This window comes from Paenibacillus sp. HB172176 (genome assembly GCF_011947265.1).
Classification (GTDB): domain Bacteria; phylum Bacillota; class Bacilli; order Paenibacillales; family Paenibacillaceae; genus Pristimantibacillus.
The window spans coordinates 17,674-35,450 of the sequence record NZ_JAATHD010000021.1; the positions used below are offsets into that span (position 1 = coordinate 17,674).

A 17,777-nucleotide genomic window follows, 5' to 3' on the forward strand; every position below is an offset into this window, starting at 1 on the left:
ATGATCGGGGACCGGATAAAATCGCTAAGGGAAAAGAAAGGCTATTCGATTACGAAGCTTGCCGATTTGGCCGGCGTATCGAAATCTTATTTGAGCTACATTGAAAGAAATGTGCAGAATAATCCCTCTCTTCAAGTTCTCGCCAAAATCGCTTATCATTTGGATACGAATATCGAATTCTTGCTCGGCGAGGAACTGGCGCCAAAGACGAATATGGATGAAATTCTCGATGAGGAGTGGCATGCTATTATTCGCGATGCTGTCGATGAGGGAATGAGCAAGGGAGATTTCCGCGCGCTCAAGGAACTTGTGCGATCCAACAGGTGGAAGGCGGATCATAGAGATAAGACCATTACCCAGGATGGCAAGAATAAAACATCGAATATTATCATTCTGCATATTGATCATTAGCGTAAAAGAGAAAAAGATGGTCGAATTGTATTGACATGTTCTATATAAAGAACTAAACTTATGTTATTGTTCTTTATAACAAACAACGTTAGTAGGTGCGAAATGGAAAACAAACGATTCGGCGAAAGTGGAGAAAAACGGTTTAACGAAAAGTTAACGGTCATGGGCGAGAAAGAAATTAATGTGAAGGCCATCTTCCAAATTATTAAAAAGCGGCTATGGCTAATCCTGCTCATTACGGTGATCTTGACGATACTCGGAGATTTGTACAACTCCAGGCCGGAGCCGCAGGTCTACGCGGCATCAACGCGTATTATGATCGCCGTTAACAATGACATGATGGTAACCGCCAAAGCGATGGTCAGGGAGCCAATCGTCATTAATCAGGTTATCGACAATTTGAAGCTTAATTTATCCGTCGGACAGGTAAGAAGCATGATGCGGGTGGACAGCGTGGATACGTCTCTCATTACGGTCATCACGGTTATCGATTCTAATCCGAATCGAGCGGCGGATATCGCGAACGAGACGGTTAATGTGTATCGCAATGTGGCGGCGGATATGCTTAATATTCAAGGCATTCGGCTGTTGACCGCGGCGACGCCGGATCCGAATTCGATCAATACGACAAGCAATACGATCGTATATATCGCATTCGTGCTCGGTCTTATTATTGGCATTAGTCTCACTTTCCTGTTGGAGTCGCTGGACGATTCCATTCGCAACGAGCATGACGTGGAGCAGCTGCTGGGCATGAACATGCTCGGAGCTGTATCCAGAATGAAGAGAAGGCATATTACGCCGAAATTGAAAAAATCCAAAGCTGCAGTCATTAGGGGTGAATCCATTGGTTCGTGAACGAGCAAAAATCTCCAAGACAATCGTCAATAGAAGTCTTGTGTCTTATATGAATCCGTCTAATCCTATCGCGGAGCAATATCGAACCATTCGCAACAATATTCAATTCGCTGCCGATGGTCGAACGCTTCGTTCGCTCATCGTTACTTCTCCCGCGGAAGGAGACGGAAAATCTACGGCGGCAATCAATCTGGCGGTGAGCATGGCGCAGAGAGGAGAGAAGGTGCTTCTCATCGATATCAATATCCGCAATCCGATGCTTCACAAGATTTTCAATTCGCAAACTTCCCCGGGCTTGTCCAATGTGCTGGCGAACCAGCTCAGTCTGGTTGAAGCGATACAGCTTACCGAGGTTGAAGGTCTGGAGCTGCTGACGAGCGGACTGAGACAACAAAACACGACCGACTTGCTCGATTCCAAGGTTATGAAGGAATTAATCGAGCTTGCCGAGAGCCGATACGATCGCGTTGTGATGGATTGCCCGCCCGTGCTGACCGCGCCCGACACGAATGTGTTAGCTAACAAATGCGATGGCGTTGTACTCGTACTCAGCAGCGGCAAATCCACTCATGTTGAGGCGCTTGAAGCCAAGCAAGCACTTGCCTTCGCTGGAGCGAACATCATCGGCGCCTTGCTGAATAAGAAGAAACGTTAAATACGAGAATCTCACAGAAGAAACGATGGCGGCAATGCATCATGCGCTGAAGTCGTTTCTTCTCAATGAGTTGCCGTTCTTTATAAAGAACGTGTAAATCAACCTACAGAAGGGATGGTCTTAGAATGACGTTCAGACAGAGACTGTTCGTCCTCATCATGCTTGATTCCGTGATCGTATGCACGGCAGTCGGCGTGAGCGGATGGCTGTTGTCCGGCAATACCCCCATGTCGAATTCGCTTCTGTATGGAACCGCCTTACTATGGCTGATTCTGCATCATGCACTCTTCGTTCATTACAAGCTGTATAAAAAGGCGTGGGAATACGCGAGCATTGGCGAATTAACGATCATAGCCAAAGCAATCTTCTTAACGGCTGCAGCAACGGCTGCTTTGCAGCTTCTTTTCGCCCAGTCGGCGCCGATCAAGCTGCTGACGATTACGTTAATGCTGCATCTCTTATTAATCGGTGGATCAAGGCTAAGCTGGAGAATCATTCGCGGAGGCTTCAACAAACAAAGCGGCAAACGAAAGAGAACGTTAATCGTCGGAGCGGGTTCGGCAGGAACGATGCTCGCCAGACAACTGATGAGCAACTCCGATACGGAATTGCTGCCGGTGGCGTTCATTGACGATGATGCCTATAAGCAAATGCTTGACATTATGGGGCTACCTGTCGTTGGCAGCGTGTCGAATATTGTAACTAAAGTGCAAGAGCTGCAGATTGATTGCATCGTTATCGCGATCCCCTCATTGAGCAAACGACAATTGTACAAAATCTATACCGAATGCGCAAAGTCGACCGCAAGAACGCAAACGATTCCGATGCTTGAGGATTTGGCGACAGGGCGCATATCCGTTACGCAATTTCGGGACGTCAGGGTTGAAGATTTGCTTGGAAGAGAGCCTGTTGAGCTTAATATTGAGAGCATCTCCGAGTATGTGACCAAGAAGGTGGTTCTGGTGACGGGGGCAGGAGGCTCCATCGGCTCGGAGGTATGCCGTCAGATTGCTCGTTTTTTGCCGGATAAGCTGGTGTTGCTCGGTCATGGAGAGAACAGTATCTATGCCATCGAGATGGAGCTGAAGGAGCTGTTCAAGGACACCAGCATGACGTTCTATACGGAAATTGCCGACCTTCAGGATGCGGAGAAGATGCAGGCGATCATGCAGAAGCATAGGCCGAATGTCGTCTATCATGCGGCTGCGCATAAGCATGTTCCGCTCATGGAGCGGAACCCGGAAGAAGCGTTCAAGAACAATGTGCTCGGCACATTGAACGCGGCGAGGGCCGCAAGCAAAAGCAAAGTCGATACCTTTGTCATGATCTCCACCGACAAAGCGGTGAATCCGACGAGCGTCATGGGCGCGACGAAACGAATAGCAGAGATGATTATCCAGCATATGGATCAGCTCCACCCAACCCGGTTTGTCGCCGTCAGATTCGGCAACGTGCTCGGAAGCAGGGGCAGCGTCATTCCGCTGTTCCAGAAGCAGATTGCCAAGGGAGGCCCGGTCACTGTTACGCATCCGGAGATGGTTCGTTATTTCATGACCATTCCGGAGGCATCGCGACTGGTCATCCAGGCAGGGGCGCTCGCCAGAGGGGGAGAAATCTTCGTGCTGGATATGGGCGAGCCGGTAAAAATTATTGATCTTGCGCAGAACGTAATTCGCATGTCGGGTTATGCTGTCGAAGAAATCGGCATAGAATTTACAGGAATCAGACCGGGCGAGAAGCTGTTCGAGGAGATGCTCAAGGACAGCGAAATGATGGAGAAGCAGGTCTATCCGAAGATCTACATCGGCAAGGCCGGCCAAATTTATTACGAGGAAATCGAAAAGCTCATTCGCGAGTTCCCGGCCATGAATCATGCGGAGCTGAAAATCCGGTTGCTCGATCTTGCGAACCATGCTTGGCCTAGCGAGCAGTCCGACTATGTGACGGTAACGGGATAACGGAGAGGAGATGAATGGATGAAGGTAAGAAAGGCGATTATTCCAGCAGCCGGGCTCGGCACAAGATTTCTTCCTGCCACGAAAGCAATGCCGAAGGAAATGCTTCCCATCGTGGATAAACCAACTATTCAATATATTGTCGAAGAAGCGATCGAATCAGGAATCGAGGATATTATCATCGTGACAGGCAAGGGGAAACGGGCGATCGAGGATCATTTCGACAATTCCATGGAGCTGGAGCATAATCTTGCTTCCAAGCAGAAATACGAGCTGCTGCAAGAAGTTCGGAAATCGTCGGAAATGGTCGACATCCATTATATTCGCCAGAAGGACCCACGAGGCTTGGGACACGCAATCTGGTGCGCAAGAAAATTTATCGGGGATGAGCCGTTCGCCGTTCTGTTAGGCGATGATATTATCTCCGCATCCAAGCCGTGCCTGAAGCAAATGATGGAGAAATACGATCAATACGGTTCCTCCATTATCGGCGTTCAGCGCGTCGCCGAAGAGAATGTCTCACGATACGGCATTGTCGACGGCATGATGATGGAGCCTGGCTTCCATCGGATCAACCATTTGGTCGAGAAGCCGGCAAGAGAAGAAGCGCCGTCTACGATGGCCATTATGGGAAGATACATTCTGACACCGGAAATTTTCGATATTCTCGGTAACCAGGCGCCGGGCTCCGGCGGAGAGATTCAATTGACGGATGCAATCGCGTCTCTCAATCGCTCAAGAGCCGTATTCGCCTACGAATTCGACGGCAAACGCTATGATGTCGGAGAGAAGCTGGGGTTTATTCAGACAACAATCGAGTTTGCCATGCAGCGGGAGGATTTGCGCTTCGAGCTGCTGGATTATTTGTCCCGAATGGTGGAGAGAGAGGCCGCTGCGAAGTAAAGCGGGAAGGGGTCAAAGGAGGGAGCTGCCATGAAGAAAAAAATTTTGTTCTGCGCAACGGTCGACTATCACTTTCGCGCCTTTCATCTGCCCGTCATGCAATGGTTTCAAAGCCAGGGCTGGGAGGTTCACGTAGCGGCAAGAGGAGATCTTGAGCTTCCATACACCGACCGGAAATTCGATCTCCCGCTTGAACGCTCTCCTTTCAAAACCGGGAATATAGTGGCTTATCGAAAGCTTAAGGCATTGATTGATAACGAGCGGTATTCCATCATTCATTGCCATACGCCGGTAGGGGGGCTGCTCGCCCGCTTGGCGGCAAGAAAAGCAAGGATCGAAGGGACGAAGGTGATCTATACGGCGCATGGCTTTCACTTCTGCAAAGGGGCTCCGCTAAAAAATTGGCTGCTTTATTATCCCGTGGAGAAGCGGCTTGCCGCATTGACCGATTGCTTGATCACGATCAACCGCGAGGACTACGAACGGGCTTTGAAACGGCAATTCCGCGCCGGCTCGGTGTCGCATATTCATGGCGTGGGTCTTGCGATGGACCGGTATCATCCGATCAGCGTCTTGGAGAAAGAGCAGCGAAGGGAGCAATATGGCTATCGGAGGAATCAGCTTCTTATGATCTGCACGGCGGAGTTCAACGCGAATAAGAATCATCAGCTGCTGCTTCACGTTATGGAGAATTTGAAGGAAAAGCTGCCGGAGGCTAAGCTGCTGCTCGCCGGTCAAGGCGAGCTGCAGGAGGCATGCAAAGCGCAGGCTGAACAACTGGGTATCTCCCATATGGTGGATTTCCTGGGGTATCGGGATGATCTGGCGGAGCTGTTGCCGATATGCGATCTGGCTGTCTCGGCAAGTCTGAGGGAAGGACTGCCGGTTAATATTATGGAGGCCATGGCATCCGGTCTCCCGATTGTCGCGACGGAGAATCGGGGGCATTGCGAGCTCATTCGGGAAGGAAAGAACGGCTTCTTGCTTTCCCCCAGGGATATAGACGGCTTCGCGGTCAGAATTCAGCTGCTAGGCGCTTTTCAGGATTCGAGAGCGCATATGGGCCAAAGCAGCGTCGAGCTTGTGAAGCTGTATGCGCTGGATAAGGTTCTGGAGGAGTTGGAAGAGCTGTACAAGCCCTATATGGATGAGAGATTGAAAGGATTGGAGCAATTACAATGGCAAGCCCTTTAAGAGTACTGCATGCAGTCGTCAATATGAACAGAGGCGGCGCTGAGACGCTGCTCATGAATCTCTACCGGCATGTTGATCGAAAGCAGCTGCAGTTCGACTTTCTTACGAACAAGGAGGGCGTCTTCGATTCGGAAATCCTCTCGATGGGGGGACGCATTCATCGCATTCCCTATATCGACCAAGCCGGACATTTCGGATACAGACGGGAGCTTCGAGAGTTTTTCAAGGCAAATTCCAATTATCGCGTTATTCATTCGCATATGGATCGCATGAGCGGATTCGTTCTTCACGCGGCGAAGAAGGTTCGTACTCCGGTTCGGATCGCCCATAGTCACAATACGGAAAGCGAAGGCGGGATTGCGGGCAAGCTGTACAAACGGTATGCGGGCTCAAAGATTTTGTCCTCTGCTACGCATCAATTCGCTTGCTCGGAAGCGGCGGGCCATTGGTTGTTCCGCGGGGGAAGAAGAGGGACGGAGATTCTGAAGAACGGCGTGGATATTAAGAGATTCGCTTATTCGGAGCAGAGACGCTCCGAGATGCGAGACGAGCTTGGAATCTCGGGGAACACGTTAATAATGGGTCATGTCGGGAGATTCGCTCCTCAGAAGAATCATTCGATGCTGCTGGATATTTTCAAGCGATTGAATGAAGAGATGCCGGACAGCCGGCTCATGCTTGCCGGCGACGGCCCTTTAAGGAAGGAAATGGAGGAAAAGGCGGAGCGGCTGGGCATATCCCGTCATGTGAAATTTCTCGGAGTAAGATCCGATGTGGAGCATCTCCTGCTCGCTTTCGATGTGTTCGTGTTTCCTTCGCATCATGAAGGGCTGCCCGTAACGCTAATCGAAGCGCAGGCAAACGGACTTCCATGCGTAGTATCCGATGCGATTACGTATGAGGCGGATTTGCGCATGGGGCTTATGGGCTTTGCGTCGAACGCCAGAGTGGACGAATACGTCGAACTTATCCTGAATGCCGCGCGAACGCAAATCAAGCGGCGCACGGATGAAGAGGGAATACGAACCGCAGGTTACGACATCAGAGAAACGGCCGGTTGGCTGCAACGCTTCTATCAATCGGAATGCGAGGTAAAGGAGGCTCAGAATGAGGACATTAACCGTATTTACGCCAACCTATAATCGAAGCTACTGTCTGGGGCAACTCTATGAGAGCTTGAAGCGGCAAAAAAACGATGATTTCGAATGGCTCATTATCGATGACGGATCGACGGACAACACGGAGGAACTGGTGCAGGGCTGGTTAGCGGAAGCTCAGATTAGCATGACATACATAAAGCAAGAAAACCAGGGCATGCACGGCGCCCATAATACAGCTTACGAGAATATCCGGACCGAGCTTAATGTATGTATGGATTCCGATGATTATATGCCCCATGACGCCATAGACAAAATCATATCCTTCTGGAAAACGCACGGAAGCAACAAAGTAAGCGGATTTGTCGCGCTGGATGCCTATACGGACGGCCGGATCATCGGAACGAGGCTGCCCGATAAGCTTGAAGCCTCAACCTTATTCGATTTGTATGCCAAGCATGGCGTTACGGGCGACAAAAAGCTGGTGTATCGAACCGAGCTTGCCAAGCTGTACCCCTATCCGCTGTTTCAAGGCGAACGTTATGTCGGCTTGGCTTACAAATACTATAAGCTGGATGAGCATTATCCGTTGCTGCTTTGCAACGAGGTGTTATGCATTGTGGAATATATGGAGGATGGCTCTTCTCGCAATATGCTGAGGCAATACAGAATCAATCCAAGAGGCTTTGCCTTTTATCGGAAATCACTCATGGAATTATCGCTTGCCAGCGCAGGATTCAAGTACCGTCAAGCCGTTCATTATATCTCTAGCAGCTTATTCTCCCGCAACAGGAACTGGTTCAAGGAATCGCCGAAAAAAGGGTTGACCCTATTAGCCATTGTGCCGGGGCTGCTGCTCCACCTGTTCATCGTAAGCCGAATGAATCGGCTTAATAAACAGAGAGGAACTGCCAATGACTATTCTGTGGGTTAGCCTGGTTGCGGTAACGTACTTCGGATTCATGGCCAGATATTTCGCCGTCCCGGCGCGAGCAGGCGCGATGCCGATTCAGCCTAACAAGATTATGGCCGGCGCAGTTGCTGTCACGCTCGTTCTGGTGTCGGGCTTGCGCAATAATATCGGCGATACGTTCCTGTATATACACGCATACAATGTGACCGATTTCAACTGGAGCACCGTATGGCAAGGCAAAGACAAAGGCTTCTCGATTCTGCAAATGCTGCTGCAGCAGATTACGCAGGACCCGCAGCTGCTTCTATTCATAACGGCGTTCGTAACAAATGTTCTCATTGTGTGCGTTTTGTACAATTACGCGAGATTGTTTGAAATCAGCATCTACGTCTACATCACCTCGGGAGCGTTTATTGTCTCGATGAACGGCTTGAGGCAATACCTGGCGGCAGCCATCGTTTTCGCTGGAACAAAGTTTCTGCTTGAAGGGCGCTGGAAGCCCTATATGGCTCTTGTGTTGATCGCTTCCCTGTTTCATCAGAGCGCTCTAATCATGGTTCCTATTTATTTCCTCGCCAGACGAAAGGCCTGGACAACAACAACGACTCTGATGTTGACCTCCGCCATACTCATCGTTATCGGCTACAACTATGTATCGCAATGGCTGTTCTCGGCCATTTCAGGCACGCAATACGGCGAATATGAAAGCTTCAAAGAAGGCGGAGCCAATATTCTCCGGGTCATCGTAAATATCATACCGCTCGTTATCGCTTTTATGGGAAGAGAGAAGTTCAGAAGGCTGTTCCCTTCGGGAGATGTCATTATCAATCTTGCTATTATCGGATCCATTCTAATGATTATCGCCACCCAGAATTGGATATTCGCGAGGCTTAGCATTTATTTCAATCTCTATCAAATTCTTGTCATTGGGTGGATTATCAAGCTTTTTAGAGAGAAGGATCAGAGATTTATCTATATTTTGCTGGTCAGCTTCTATTTCCTTTATTTCTTCTACGAGAACGTCGTCATTCTGGATATTCGTTATGGAAGCGATTATATTAGCTGGCCATTCTAGAAAGGAGAGAAAGATGTGTCAGTGGATGAACAAATTCCCCGTATAATCCACTACTGCTGGTTCGGGAGAGGAGATAAGCCCAAAAAAATCGTGAAATGCATGCGGAGCTGGGCGAAGCAGTTGAACGGCTATCGGTTCGTGGAATGGAATGAGGACAACTTCGACGTCAATGCGGTGCCTTATGTCAAAGAAGCCTATGAGGCAAGGAAATTCGCGTTCGTGAGCGACTATGTAAGACTGCATGCGCTCTATCAGGTAGGCGGTATCTATTTGGACACCGATGTTGAAGTTATTCGACCGTTGGATGCATTTTTGGAAAATTCCGCTTTTTCCGGCTTCGAAGATGAGCATTTTCTGCAATCTGGCACGATGGGAGCCATACCAGGTCATCCATGGATTCAGAGGCTGCTTGACGATTACCAACAACGCTCCTTCCTGTTAGAGGATGAAACGTACGATATGACGACAAATACGGCGGTAATCTCCAGAATCTGCAAAGAAGAAGGACTGCAGCTGAATGGACAGCTTCAGGCCTTGCCTAATGGCGTCGTCTTCTATCCTAGAACCTATTTCAGTCCTTACGATTATATCAATGGCGGCAGCTACCTGACAGAGGACAGTCACACGATTCATCATTTTGCACAATCCTGGCTGCCGGCTCGAGTCAGAGCAAGAAGCAGCCTGAAAAGGATGTTGAGCAAGGTTGCAGGGCCGAGAATGGTTTCCATAGTGCGGAAAATGTTCACCGTTTAATTTTTTTCTAAATATAGAAATAGGAGAGAAACTGAAATGATGAAACGAAGCTTTGATTTGTTGACATCATGTATACTGGCGCTGCTCCTTATGCCTGTCGTTGTCCTTATCGCTTTTCTTGTTCGCGTGAAACTTGGCTCGCCGATTCTATTCAAGCAGCAAAGGCCGGGTCTGCACGGCAAACCGTTCTATCTCTACAAATTTCGAACGATGACCGGGGAAAGAGATTCTTACGGCAAGCTGCTGCCCGATCACCTCAGATTGACTCCATTCGGGCTGCTTCTCCGAAAGCTGAGCCTCGATGAACTGCCGCAGCTCTTCAATGTCATTCGCGGCGAGCTAAGCCTGGTTGGTCCCCGTCCGCTTCTCATGAATTATCTGACTCTGTATTCTGAAGAACAATCGAGACGCCATTTGGTGAGACCGGGTATCACGGGCTGGGCGCAAGTGAATGGGAGAAACGAATTGTCCTGGGAGCAGAAATTCAAGCTGGATGTGTGGTATGTGGAGAATGCAGGCTTGCGGCTGGATCTGAAAATCCTGCTGCTCACCTTGAAGAAGGTTATTCAGTCGGATGGAATCAGCAACGGCGCGCATGTCACGATGCCCGCATTCGAAGGTACGACTCAAAATCAGGAAGGATGAGAATATTGCCCGGCACAGCGATGGATAGAATCTATCTTTCTCCGCCCCATATGAGCGGCAAGGAGCAGCATTATATCGATGAAGCTTTTCGCAGCAATTGGATCGCTCCGGCTGGTCCTCATATTGCGGCTTTCGAGGAAGAATTGGCAAGATATATTCATATTGAAGGAGCCGCCGCGGTAAGCTCCGGGACAGCGGCCATTCATTTGGCGCTGAGGCTGCTCGGCGTGGAGCGGGGCGATATCGTGCTTTGCTCCAGCTTTACGTTCGTAGCGAGCGCCAATCCCATTCGGTATCTTGGAGCGGAGCCGGTCTTCATCGACTCAGAGCCCGATACCTGGAATATGTCGCCTATTGCGCTTGAACGTGCACTGGAGGCAAGCTTGCGGGAAGGCAAGCTGCCGAAGGCGGTTGTTGTGGTGCATCTCTACGGCGGGCTGGCCAAGATGGCAGAAATTATGGGCATATGCAATCGTTACGGAGTGCCAGTAATCGAGGATGCCGCGGAGTCGCTCGGTTCTACTTATTGCGAAAGACAGAGCGGAACGTTTGGTCATTTTGGTGTTTTCTCATTCAACGGGAACAAAATTATAACAACCTCCGGCGGAGGTATGCTCATCTCACATGATTCTGACGCATTAAATCGCGCGCGATTCCTCGCTACCCAAGCCAGAGACGAGGCGGCTCATTACGAGCATAGCTGCGCCGGCTACAATTATCGAATGAGCAATGTGCTTGCTGGTATTGGAAGAGCGCAGCTAGAGGCGCTGGATGAGCGGGTCGAAGCGCGCAGAGCTGTGTATCTTCGCTATTATGAAGCCTTCGGTCATCTCGAAGAGATAAGCTTTATGCCGGAATGGCGGGGAACAAGGTCCAATCGTTGGTTGACGGCGCTCACAATCGACGGCATGGGCTATGAGGGAGCGGCGTCGGCGATATTGACGGAGTTAGGCAAGAACAATATTGAGGCTCGTCCGTTGTGGAAGCCGCTGCATATGCAGCCGCTATTCCATGGAGTCGGGTTCTTCTCCCACTATGAATCGAATGAATGGTCTTATTGCGAGCAGCTTTTCCGTTCCGGCATCTGTTTGCCTTCGGGCTCGAATCTGGCTCCCGAGGATCAGTCGCGAGTCGTTGGCGTGGTTCATGATGTTCTGAATCGATACGGCATGGCAAGGAGCAGAGCGCTCTGAAGTCGATTCACAAATACTTCTCACCGGCTTCTCGCGTTCGAATGAGCTTGGCGGGAAGTCCATAGGCCAAGGCACGGTCGGGCAGCGAACGAACGAGAGTCGAGCCGGCTCCAATGACGCAGTGCTCGCCAATGGTGATATTATGAATAATATTCGCGCCTAATCCAATCGCCGTATAGGAGCCGATGCGAACGCTTCCGCCCGTTGCCGCTTTGGGGGCCAGGCTGACGAAGCTTCCTGCTTCCGAATCATGATCGATAGAAGCGCCGGGGTATAGAACGCAGTGCTCGCCGATTCGGGCGTCGCTGTTCATGATTGCTCCAGCCATAATGACGGAGCCTGCTCCTATGCAGGCTCCTCTTGCTATGTGAGCGGAAGGATGCACAGCGGTAATGAACGGAGGCAGAGGGTCGCAATTCGCCTTCAATCTAGCCGCAATTTCCGCTCTCACCCAATTGTCTCCGACAGCAATGAACAGGCCGTCGACGGATTGTCCATATTGTCTCAGCCAGTCTTCGTTGCCAAGCACCTTGTATCCATAGACGATATCTCCAATGGATCGTCCAGAGTCGATCAAGCCGATAATATGATATTTCGCAGTGGATTCAATGACATGAATGGCCGCTTTGGCATGACCGCCCGCCCCGATTACAACAATATTGATCATAATAGACACTCCCTTGATTGTCCGGAATAAGAGTAGTTTAACATAATCGAAACCATTTCTGACCGAAAAAAACAAGAATGGGACGAGGGGGCAATTGACAGATAAGCAAGAGGGTGATAATCTTATCTTGTGTTCGTTTTATAGAACAAAATCATGTCATTTGTTCGTTGATAGCTAAAATGGCTCGAAGGAGAAATTCATGATTAATGCAGTCGATATTTCAATGAATCAATTTTCCCAGGAGCTCCGATTAATTCTCGCGCTTCTGGAGGTGGATAAAAACAGTGAGCTCGATTTTTTTCAGCAGGAGCTCTTGCAAAACACGGATTGGCATGCGTTCATCTCGCTTGCGAGACATCATCGGGTGTTTCCGACAATAAGCAGGAAGCTTCAAGAGTGGAATACGGAGGACATTCCGGCATTCGTAACGCAATTGTTTCAACGCGATTATTATCGTAATACCATTCAGATGCTTGCTCTGAGCGGAGAAATGGAGATGCTGTCCGGCATATTTTCGGAGCTGGACATCAGGGCGTTATTTCTGAAGGGGCCTGTCATAGCAGCGGATTTGTATGGCGATGTATCGCTGCGCACCTCCTGCGATTTGGATATATTGGTACCGATTCATGAACTCGAGAGAACGGAGAAGCTTTTGAAGGCGCAGGGCTATGAGAAGGATGATTATATTCATTCCGTGCTTGGCGACTGGAAGTGGAGGCATCACCATCATACCTTCCATCATCCCGGTAAGAAAATCAAGGTTGAAGTTCACTGGCGGCTTAATCCTTCGCCCTCCAGCGAGCCTGACTTTGATGAATTATGGAGCAGGAAGAGGCAAAGCTCGCTCATTAATCGGCCGATCTATTATTTGGGCAGAGAGGATCTGTTCCTCTTTCTCGCATCGCATGGAGCCAGACATGGTTGGTCGAGACTGCGCTGGCTGCTCGATATTAAGCAATTGATGGCGCAGCGGCTTGACTGGTCGAAATTAACGATGCTGCTGAAGAAATACCACTATACGCATATCGGAGGCCAAGCGCTGACTCTGGCGGCAAGACTGCTGGCAGCGCCGCTTCGCGAAGAGATGCGCCCGCTGCTTTCGTCCAGAAAGGCGGGATGGCTGGCCGAGGATACGATGTTCTATATTGAAAGAGAGGTGAATTTGCACACGCCTCCCGTTCCGAAGGATGTGGAGAAATATCATCAACGCTATCTGTTCTCTCTTATGAGCAACCGACAGAAGCTGATTTATATGGCAAGCATTATGCTTCCAATTCCGGAGGATGCGGAAACGCTGCCTTTGCCGAAAAAATGGCATTTCATGTATATTCCATTGAGGCCGATATTGTGGGCGTGGAGAAAGGCTAAGGATCGGGAGGAGGTTCGGAGATGATTGTCGTCAAGATTGCACGCGAAATGAGGAAGCAGGCTCGAAGCAGAGGGCTGCTCATCACGATAATCATGAATATGGCCCATTTGATCGCTTGCCTGCGAGCGCTTCGATATCGAGTGCTTTATCCGAGTAATCTGAAGGCCTCCCTATTTGCCATGCAAGCGGGGAGTTCAATAGAAATCAACAACCGAAATGCCCGAATGGCAATAGGTCGATTCGTGTTTATTCGCAAGAATACAAGCATAAGACTTGATGACGAAGCAAGGCTGACGCTCGGAGACAAGGTGTTCATCAATGATAATTGCACGATTAATTGCGCCAATGACATTCAGATTGGAGCCTATACGAAGATTGCGCCCAATGTGTGCATGAATGATCATGATCATAATTTCAAGCATGAGGAGGAAGGGCATCTCTTGAAGGGCAAGGTAAGCATTGGCGAGCATGTGTGGATTGGAGCGAATTGCGTCATTCTGCGCGATACGATCATTGGCGATCATGCTGTCATTGGAGCGGGCTCCGTCGTGAAGGGCGTAGTTCCCGCTTATACCTTATTTGTAAACAAGAGAGAGAAGAGTTACTCCAGCTTGAAGGAGCACCAATCCCAAATTGCAGTTGGGAGAGCGAGGGAGACGGTATGAAGAAGAGCCTGTTAATAGTCTTGTACGATATGGAGATAGGCGGCGTAGAGAGAAGCCTGGTCAATATGCTGAACAGCTTCGATTACGAGCGTTTCGAGGTCGATTTGCTTGTATTCAGGCATACGGGTGAATTCCTGAAGCTGATACCGAAGGAGGTTCGCTTGTTGCCGGAGGTCGGAAGGCTCACCGTATTTCGCAAATCGCTGAAGCAATGCGCGAAGGAAGGCTACTATTTCGCTGTTCTCCAGCGCATTCGATCCAAGGCCGTCGCATATGTGGCGGCGAAAAGAATGAAAGCTTCAGAAGGTCCGGGGTACATTCAGATGCAGCTTGATTCCAAATATTTCACAGCGGCAATGCCCAGGCCCGATAAGCAATATGATGTATCGATCAGCTACGCATGGCCGCATGATTATACAGCCGGCAGAGTAACTGCGAAACAGAAGTTAGCCTGGATACACACCGACTTCAGCAAGCTTGAAGTCGATCATGCATTGGATCGAAAAATGTGGGAGCAATACGACGAGATCATCGCGGTTTCGGAAACCTGTAAAGCTTCCTTCCTGGAGAAGTATGCGAGTCTGCACGAAAGGGTGTTCGTTATTGAGAATATCACTTCTCCGGCAACCATTCGCAGTCTCGCTGAGGAGATTCCGGAGGAGAAGGCCATGCTTGAGGACAATCGTTTCAAGCTCCTCACCGTTGCCAGGCTTTCCCATGCCAAAGGAATAGATAACGCGGTAAAAGCGCTAAAAAAGCTCATTCAAGGGGGGCATCGCGAGTTCGTCTGGTTTATTGTCGGTTATGGCGGCGACGAGGAGCAAATCCGGACATTAATCGCCCAAGAAGGCATGCAAGAGCATTTCATTCTGTTAGGCAAGCAGACGAATCCTTATCCCTATATGAAGGCATGCAATCTCTATGTGCAGCCTTCGCGATACGAAGGCAAGGCGGTTACGGTTACCGAAGCGCAAATCCTGGGCAAGCCTGTCTTGATTACGAATTATGCCACCGCGCCGAGCCAGGTGAGGCACATGGAGAACGGCTATATTGCGGAGCTTTCGGTGGATGGCATTGCGGAAGGGATACTGAAGCTGTACGAGAATTGCTCTTTGCGGGAGCAATTGGCCGACACATGCCGGCGAACGGATTTCGGCAATCGAGAGGAATTGGAGAAGCTTTACGAGCTCCTCCGCGCAGAGAGGAGGGCGCCTGTTTGCGTATAAAGGTGAGTGTCATCGTCCCGGTCTATAATGCCGAGCTTTATTTGCCCAGATGCATAGAATCCTTACTCAATCAGACACTTCGGGAATGCGAGTTTATCTTCGTGAACGACGGTTCTGCGGATGGAAGCGCGGCTATGATTGCCGGCTATGCGGTAAGGGACAAGCGCATTCGCCTGCTCGAGCAGCAAAATGGCGGCGTCAGCGCTGCCAGAAACAGTGGATTGGATGCGGCAGGCGGAGAGTATATCGGCTTTGTAGACGCGGATGATTATGTGGCCAAAGCGATGTTCGAATCGCTGTACGATGCGGCAGTCAAAGATCATTGCGATATTGTCGTCTCGAACATCGAGAGCGAGCAGGATGGCGGCTTAGTGGTCAGCAAGCATCCGTTTCCCACCAATATCGTTCTTGACGATCGCTTTATCAGGGAGCGGGTACTGCCCTTGTATGTAAAAAGCGAGGAAATGAATGCCGTCTGGAACAAGCTTTATCGCAAGTCGATTTTAGAAAACGGCAAGATACGCTTCCCGCATAAGGTAGCGTTGGGCGAGGATGGCCAATTTAATATGCATGCGTTCGGAGCGGCTTGTACGATGAAATATTTGGATTATGCAGGCTATCGCTATTGCGAGACCGCGGGCAGCGCGACTAGAGATTTAATGGGCAAGGACTATTTTGGAAGAGCGGTGGAGGTCTATCATTCGGCACTTCCTCCGCTTTATTCGGAGTTAATGGATAAGGAAGAGATGATGAGATTGAAATCCATTAAGCTCATTCAGAGCTTATTGTCATATATCCATGTCTACTTTGATTCCAAGACATTGACCCTGCATGACAAACGCCAATCTGTCAAGAGAATGCTGGAGAAGCGTGAAGTAGCGGCGGCTTTACCGCTATACGAGCAGGAACGCCAGTTAACCGCAGGGCCGTATCAAAAAATGATTATGCGGCTTATTCATCGAAGATCCTTGTGGGGATTATATGTTCTAACAAGTTATAGCAGATTGCGAAACTCGAAAAAACGGGGGAATAGAGCATGAAGATATTAATGTTCGCGCACAGCGGAAGCTTGAACAGAGGCTGCGAAGCCATTGTAAGGTCTTCTACCGCAATGTTGAAGGAAGGATTGGAAGGCATAGAAGTTTATCTGGCATCCGACCAGCCGGAAACGGATCGCATTATTTCGCAATTGGACGGCATTTATGACGGCGCAGCCGTTCCTATCAAACGTTATTCCTATGATTGGCTCATGTCTTCGATCCGATACAAGCTGTTTCAAGACGAAACTTACGCTTTAGGGAAGATTCACAAAAAAATTATTCATCGAATCAAGGACATCGACGTGCTTCTGTCGATTGGCGGGGATAATTATTGCTACGGCGAACAGCCCGGCTGGTATGAAATTGATCGCATTGCCAAGGCGCAGGGGAAAAAGCTTGTCTTATGGGGCTGCTCCATTGGCGAGGAGGACTTGTCGGAGCGCAAGCTTGCGGATTTGTCGCTTTTCGATCTTATTTTAACCCGCGAAACCCTATCGTTTAATCTCCTGCGCAACAAAGGACTCCATAATGTTCGTTTGGTGGCAGACCCTGCCTTCACGATGGAGAAGGAAGAGCTTCAGTTGCCCCAAGGCTGGCAAGATGGCAATACAATCGGATTTAATTACAGCCCGTTGGTCAACAAGCGCAATCCGGAATCAAAAACGGCTGCGAGTCGCCTCATTCAGCATATATTGGATACAACCGACATGACAATTGCTATGACGCCGCATGTTATCGCTGCCGGAAATAATGATTATGAGGTGCTGAACGAATTTTATCAACAATTTAAAGCAACCGGAAGAGTTATTCTGCTGCCGGAGCATTTGTCTGCGATTCAATATAAAGGATATATCGCCAGAATGCGTTTCTTCATCGGCGCGAGAACGCATGCGACAATCGCGGCTTATTCCAATTGCGTACCGACGATGGTGCTTGGCTACAGTGTGAAGTCGAAGGGCATCGCCAAGGATTTGTTCGGTGAGGAGAAGCTGGTGCTCGGCATAGACGAGCTGTCCGATCTGACAAAGCTGAAGGCCGGCTTCGAGACGCTTCTTCGCGAGGAAGAGAGCCTCAGAACGAAGCTCATGTCGGTCGTTCCCCATATCCAGTCCAGATCCCGTCACGCAGTGGATTATCTGCAAGAGATCATTTGAGGCG

The 17,777-nt window shown here is 49.6% G+C and carries 18 protein-coding genes; 17 read left to right on the plus strand and 1 reads right to left on the minus strand.

The window, feature by feature from the left end; translation table 11 throughout:
* The 12 genes from HFP08_RS21790 to HFP08_RS21845 all read left to right on the plus strand — a co-directional run bounded on the left by HFP08_RS21790 (nucleotide 1) and on the right by HFP08_RS21845 (nucleotide 11,652).
* Complete coding sequence (locus tag HFP08_RS21790) at nucleotides 1-411, plus strand: helix-turn-helix domain-containing protein (protein ID WP_168122734.1); 411 nt, start codon at nucleotides 1-3, stop codon at nucleotides 409-411.
* A 102-nt stretch (nucleotides 412-513) separates the two neighbouring features.
* Nucleotides 514-1,269 carry a YveK family protein gene (locus HFP08_RS21795; RefSeq protein WP_168122735.1) on the plus strand — a complete coding sequence of 252 codons (756 nt, stop codon included), beginning with the start codon at nucleotides 514-516 and terminating at the stop codon, nucleotides 1,267-1,269.
* Entirely contained in the window at nucleotides 1,259-1,924 is a 666-nt protein-coding gene (locus tag HFP08_RS21800) for a CpsD/CapB family tyrosine-protein kinase (RefSeq protein WP_168122736.1), read from the plus strand. The genes HFP08_RS21795 and HFP08_RS21800 overlap by 11 nt, the downstream gene beginning before the upstream one ends.
* Nucleotides 1,925-2,049: 125 nt before the next feature.
* Nucleotides 2,050-3,882 carry a polysaccharide biosynthesis protein gene (locus HFP08_RS21805; RefSeq protein ID WP_168122737.1) on the plus strand — a complete coding sequence of 611 codons (1,833 nt, stop codon included), beginning with the start codon at nucleotides 2,050-2,052 and terminating at the stop codon, nucleotides 3,880-3,882.
* An 18-nt stretch (nucleotides 3,883-3,900) separates the two neighbouring features.
* Nucleotides 3,901-4,782 (plus strand): UTP--glucose-1-phosphate uridylyltransferase GalU, encoded by an 882-nt coding sequence (gene galU, locus HFP08_RS21810; protein WP_168122738.1) that lies wholly within the window; start codon nucleotides 3,901-3,903, stop codon nucleotides 4,780-4,782.
* Nucleotides 4,783-4,812: 30 nt separating this feature from the next.
* The gene (locus tag HFP08_RS21815; protein ID WP_168122739.1) at nucleotides 4,813-5,976 is read left to right on the plus strand and encodes a glycosyltransferase family 4 protein; all 1,164 of its coding nucleotides are present in this window, start codon (nucleotides 4,813-4,815) and stop codon (nucleotides 5,974-5,976) included.
* On the plus strand, nucleotides 5,961-7,118 hold the full coding sequence (locus tag HFP08_RS21820; protein ID WP_168122740.1) for a glycosyltransferase family 1 protein: 1,158 nt from the start codon (nucleotides 5,961-5,963) through the stop codon (nucleotides 7,116-7,118). Before HFP08_RS21815 ends, HFP08_RS21820 begins: the two co-directional genes overlap by 16 nt.
* Nucleotides 7,084-8,007 carry a glycosyltransferase family 2 protein gene (locus tag HFP08_RS21825; RefSeq protein WP_168122741.1) on the plus strand — a complete coding sequence of 308 codons (924 nt, stop codon included), beginning with the start codon at nucleotides 7,084-7,086 and terminating at the stop codon, nucleotides 8,005-8,007. Before HFP08_RS21820 ends, HFP08_RS21825 begins: the two co-directional genes overlap by 35 nt.
* On the plus strand, nucleotides 7,988-9,061 hold the full coding sequence (locus HFP08_RS21830) for an EpsG family protein (RefSeq protein WP_168122742.1): 1,074 nt from the start codon (nucleotides 7,988-7,990) through the stop codon (nucleotides 9,059-9,061). Before HFP08_RS21825 ends, HFP08_RS21830 begins: the two co-directional genes overlap by 20 nt.
* A 15-nt stretch (nucleotides 9,062-9,076) precedes the next feature.
* Nucleotides 9,077-9,814 carry a glycosyltransferase family 32 protein gene (locus tag HFP08_RS21835; RefSeq protein WP_168122743.1) on the plus strand — a complete coding sequence of 246 codons (738 nt, stop codon included), beginning with the start codon at nucleotides 9,077-9,079 and terminating at the stop codon, nucleotides 9,812-9,814.
* 39 nt (nucleotides 9,815-9,853) lie between these two features.
* The gene (locus HFP08_RS21840; RefSeq protein ID WP_168122815.1) at nucleotides 9,854-10,459 is read left to right on the plus strand and encodes a sugar transferase; all 606 of its coding nucleotides are present in this window, start codon (nucleotides 9,854-9,856) and stop codon (nucleotides 10,457-10,459) included.
* Entirely contained in the window at nucleotides 10,456-11,652 is a 1,197-nt protein-coding gene (locus HFP08_RS21845) for a DegT/DnrJ/EryC1/StrS family aminotransferase (RefSeq protein WP_277345876.1), read from the plus strand. Before HFP08_RS21840 ends, HFP08_RS21845 begins: the two co-directional genes overlap by 4 nt.
* A 7-nt stretch (nucleotides 11,653-11,659) precedes the next feature.
* Here the strand turns inward: HFP08_RS21845 and HFP08_RS21850 are convergent, their stop codons facing one another.
* A complete protein-coding gene (locus HFP08_RS21850) occupies nucleotides 11,660-12,319 on the minus strand; it encodes an acetyltransferase (protein ID WP_168122744.1) in 660 nt (219 codons plus the stop codon).
* A gap of 199 nt (nucleotides 12,320-12,518) precedes the next feature.
* Between HFP08_RS21850 and HFP08_RS21855 the strand changes: the two genes are divergently transcribed.
* From HFP08_RS21855 to HFP08_RS21875, 5 genes are read left to right on the plus strand one after another with little or no spacing between them, the layout of a single operon-like run.
* Entirely contained in the window at nucleotides 12,519-13,712 is a 1,194-nt protein-coding gene (locus HFP08_RS21855) for a nucleotidyltransferase domain-containing protein (RefSeq protein ID WP_168122745.1), read from the plus strand.
* A complete protein-coding gene (locus tag HFP08_RS21860; protein ID WP_168122746.1) occupies nucleotides 13,709-14,353 on the plus strand; it encodes an acyltransferase in 645 nt (214 codons plus the stop codon). Before HFP08_RS21855 ends, HFP08_RS21860 begins: the two co-directional genes overlap by 4 nt.
* Entirely contained in the window at nucleotides 14,350-15,579 is a 1,230-nt protein-coding gene (locus HFP08_RS21865) for a glycosyltransferase (protein WP_168122747.1), read from the plus strand. Before HFP08_RS21860 ends, HFP08_RS21865 begins: the two co-directional genes overlap by 4 nt.
* On the plus strand, nucleotides 15,570-16,619 hold the full coding sequence (locus HFP08_RS21870; protein WP_168122748.1) for a glycosyltransferase: 1,050 nt from the start codon (nucleotides 15,570-15,572) through the stop codon (nucleotides 16,617-16,619). Before HFP08_RS21865 ends, HFP08_RS21870 begins: the two co-directional genes overlap by 10 nt.
* The gene (locus HFP08_RS21875) at nucleotides 16,616-17,773 is read left to right on the plus strand and encodes a polysaccharide pyruvyl transferase family protein (protein ID WP_168122749.1); all 1,158 of its coding nucleotides are present in this window, start codon (nucleotides 16,616-16,618) and stop codon (nucleotides 17,771-17,773) included. Before HFP08_RS21870 ends, HFP08_RS21875 begins: the two co-directional genes overlap by 4 nt.
* Nucleotides 17,774-17,777 lie beyond the last annotated feature (4 nt).

Coding starts and splice junctions, on each gene's coding strand:
- HFP08_RS21875 (WP_168122749.1), top strand. CDS start 16,616: ATGAAGATATTAATGTTCGCGCACAGCGGAAGCTTGAACAGAGGCTGC.
- galU (WP_168122738.1), top strand. CDS start 3,901: ATGAAGGTAAGAAAGGCGATTATTCCAGCAGCCGGGCTCGGCACAAGA.
- HFP08_RS21795 (WP_168122735.1), top strand. CDS start 514: ATGGAAAACAAACGATTCGGCGAAAGTGGAGAAAAACGGTTTAACGAA.
- HFP08_RS21815 (WP_168122739.1), top strand. CDS start 4,813: ATGAAGAAAAAAATTTTGTTCTGCGCAACGGTCGACTATCACTTTCGC.
- HFP08_RS21865 (WP_168122747.1), top strand. CDS start 14,350: ATGAAGAAGAGCCTGTTAATAGTCTTGTACGATATGGAGATAGGCGGC.
- HFP08_RS21825 (WP_168122741.1), top strand. CDS start 7,084: ATGAGGACATTAACCGTATTTACGCCAACCTATAATCGAAGCTACTGT.
- HFP08_RS21845 (WP_277345876.1), top strand. CDS start 10,456: ATGAGAATATTGCCCGGCACAGCGATGGATAGAATCTATCTTTCTCCG.
- HFP08_RS21840 (WP_168122815.1), top strand. CDS start 9,854: ATGAAACGAAGCTTTGATTTGTTGACATCATGTATACTGGCGCTGCTC.
- HFP08_RS21805 (WP_168122737.1), top strand. CDS start 2,050: ATGACGTTCAGACAGAGACTGTTCGTCCTCATCATGCTTGATTCCGTG.
- HFP08_RS21820 (WP_168122740.1), top strand. CDS start 5,961: ATGGCAAGCCCTTTAAGAGTACTGCATGCAGTCGTCAATATGAACAGA.
- HFP08_RS21855 (WP_168122745.1), top strand. CDS start 12,519: ATGATTAATGCAGTCGATATTTCAATGAATCAATTTTCCCAGGAGCTC.
- HFP08_RS21830 (WP_168122742.1), top strand. CDS start 7,988: ATGACTATTCTGTGGGTTAGCCTGGTTGCGGTAACGTACTTCGGATTC.
- HFP08_RS21790 (WP_168122734.1), top strand. CDS start 1: ATGATCGGGGACCGGATAAAATCGCTAAGGGAAAAGAAAGGCTATTCG.
- HFP08_RS21860 (WP_168122746.1), top strand. CDS start 13,709: ATGATTGTCGTCAAGATTGCACGCGAAATGAGGAAGCAGGCTCGAAGC.
- HFP08_RS21850 (WP_168122744.1), bottom strand. CDS start 12,319: ATGATCAATATTGTTGTAATCGGGGCGGGCGGTCATGCCAAAGCGGCC.